We start from the raw sequence: 2798 nt of genomic DNA on the forward strand, positions 1-2798 counted from the left end.
ATAATATTAATTTGAGCTATCAATAAGTTTAGGACAATATTCATCTAAATTGTTCACTAATTTCTGTATAACTTAGTGGTAATACAGATTCTACATTCTCCGGGGGATTAGGAACAATATAGTGACTGTCCACAATACCACCATAGACTTTTTCTGCTGCTTCAATGCCAGCTTGGACTGAAGGATAAACTTCAGAAGTTGGTCCCCGAACTACCACGACAAAGTGGCCTCTTTCAGCTATACCGTAGTAAACTAAGGTAACTCGCGCAGCTTTGACCATAGCATCTGCAGCAGCTAATATACTGGGAAAACCAATAGTTTCTATGAGACCTACTGCTTCTGGCATAGAAATACTCCTGTACTCTGCAAAAATAAATCAATATAATTGTAATCCTAATGGCTGATGCTGTATATATAAATTGATAAAAAAGCAATCAATTATACTGGACTATAAGGATTTTTATCTATATTCGATCTCTTTTAAATTTTCCTGAAAAATGTAGAATATAGTGTCATTTCAGTTATCAGTTAGCCTCCTCCGGAGGAACTGCGTTAACAGTTATCAGTACCTCTGCAATAAGGAGGCTTGAAATCTGGAATATTCTCTTTTTTCCCTTAAAAAGGGAGGCTATTGAACATAAATTTTCAGCCACTAACTTAATTTAAAGTTGTCAGATATTATTGCTTTTAAGGTTGTTGTTATTTAATTAATTTATGCACAATATAATCAAATATCAATTCATCAAAAATTTTCAGAATAATATGAGAGTGATTGCGGGTAAAAACCATAGTAAAATTCATTCAGCAGTCAAATTTATTCTGGTTACCCTATTAACTTTTGGCATAACAATTACTTGGTCATCTGTAGCTTGGGCACAAATACCATTCCTGCCAAATATACAACAAACGGATAATCAAGGACCAATTTTTGATTGGTTTAATCGACCATATCAATGTGGTAATTTAATGTGTAGTAAAGTCTGGTTTAATGGCAGACCTTTAATTACTGTCGCTGCACCATCAGCTAATACAGAAGAGAATCAAAGTGCTATTTCTACTGCCAAGCAAAGAGCAAAAACTGTAGAAATTAATCTTCAACAAGTTTTAAAGATAGTACTACAGTCAAAAAATAGTAAAATACCAAACCCATCACCTCCAAATTCAACCCCTACATCTAATAATCAATTACCAGAAAAACCATCTGATTTTGACCAACCATTGCTTGCAAAACCGACATTAACTCCCAAGGTAAAAGAACTTCAGACAAGAATCCAAAATATCACACCAAATATTGATATTATCCGCAAAGATAATATTAATAGTCAAGGCACAAATCAAAGCCTAAATCTTCATCCTCAAACACCCAAAATTGAAGTAGGAACTCTGAATAATTTAACAGTTATTTATGCGCCAGAACAACCAGGATTAACAAAACAAACTATACTCACAGTTACAAAATATGACGTAGTTGCCAACTTTGCTAATAGTGAATTGCAGCTAGCAAAGATCTGGCAAAATCGCATTATTCAAGAATTGAGTAATGCTTTAAAAGAAAGAGAATACTACAACAAAAAACTATATATTATCATCGCTCAAGTTTCTATAATTATTGCTAGTATGATAATTATTAGCTCGGTATTAAAGTGGATACAAAAACGCTTGAAAGCTAAAATTGAATTGCTCAAACAAAAAATCAAAGAATTAGAGCAATCTCTACAAGTAAATCCCGAAGAAAAATCTATAGAAAATTATCAATCTACTGCAAATACAGCCAATACTCAAGCAGCAGAATCATCAATTAATTTCAACAAAGAATCTTTACTACATTCAAACCTAGAAATTACATCTCTCAGTATATTACTAGCAATGGTTGAAAATGCACCTTTAGCATTTTTGAATCAGTTAGAATACATCTGGTCAGCATTGCCAAAAGTTTCTCTAAAACGACAGTTTCTTTTAAAGAAACAAAAAAATATTACTGTTTTACTAGAACAAATTTTAATGTGGGCACAAGTATTTATCTGGGTGGGAGGAATTAGTTTAATTGTTGCGATGTTCCCACAAACTCGGGCTTTATATTCTTTTCTCTTAACACAATATGTACAATTTTTACTAATATGGGTAATTGCCAGCATTACAGATAAAGCTACTTACTTCTTAATCGACTTTTGGTTAGATAAGTGGGCAACACAAGCACAACAAGGTTCCCTAGTACCTGAAAGATATACCAAGCGAGTCAATACTTATTCAGGCGCACTCAAACAAGCGACAAGTGTTGTTATATACTCAATTGCCATTTTATATACTATACAAGCAATAGGTGTTTCCCTTGCCGGAATAGGAATTCTTGGCATAGCATTAACTTACGTTTTCAAAGCTAAAGTAGATAATATGATTAACGGTTGCTTGATTTTATGGACGGATCAGTATGCTGTTGGAGACGTAGTTCAAATAGGCGATGTAACAGGTATTGTAGAACATATAAATCTTTATTTAACTCAACTGAGGGGAGCAGAAGGGCGACTCATTACTATTCCTAATGGTAGTTTTGAGGTTGTGCAAAACTTGACAAAAGATTGGTCTCGGGTAGACTTTCGAGTTGAAATTGCCTACAGTGCAGATGCTAGGAAAGCACTAAATATGATGGCAGAAGTGTTAGAGCAAATGCGGAGTGAACCTGAATGGCAAGATAAAATTCTCGAACCTGCAATAATTCTCGGAGTTGATAATATCTCGCACACGGGTATTTTAATTCAAATTTGGATTAAGACTGCACCAATACAACAGTTTGCTGTGGG

Annotated in this window: 2 protein-coding genes; one reads left to right on the forward strand and one right to left on the reverse strand. The window is 34.1% G+C overall.

Features of this window, described 5'->3' with window-relative positions:
• Positions 1–40 precede the first annotated feature (40 nt).
• Positions 41–346, reverse strand: coding sequence for a BMC domain-containing protein (locus tag D5R40_RS31775; protein ID WP_124143536.1), 306 nt, complete (start codon positions 344–346; stop codon positions 41–43).
• Positions 347–714: 368 nt separating this feature from the next.
• On the opposite strand from D5R40_RS31775, the gene D5R40_RS31780 reads away from it, so the two are divergent.
• On the forward strand, positions 715–2798 hold a 2084-nt coding region (locus D5R40_RS31780; protein ID WP_134239659.1), incomplete at its 3' end, for a mechanosensitive ion channel family protein.

This window comes from Okeania hirsuta (assembly GCF_003838195.1).
Classification (GTDB): domain Bacteria; phylum Cyanobacteriota; class Cyanobacteriia; order Cyanobacteriales; family Microcoleaceae; genus Okeania; species Okeania hirsuta.

What these genes read in the sequence shown, in the direction of transcription:
- D5R40_RS31775 (WP_124143536.1), bottom strand. Translation starts at nt 346, where the DNA reads ATGCCAGAAGCAGTAGGTCTCATAGAAACTATTGGTTTTCCCAGTATA.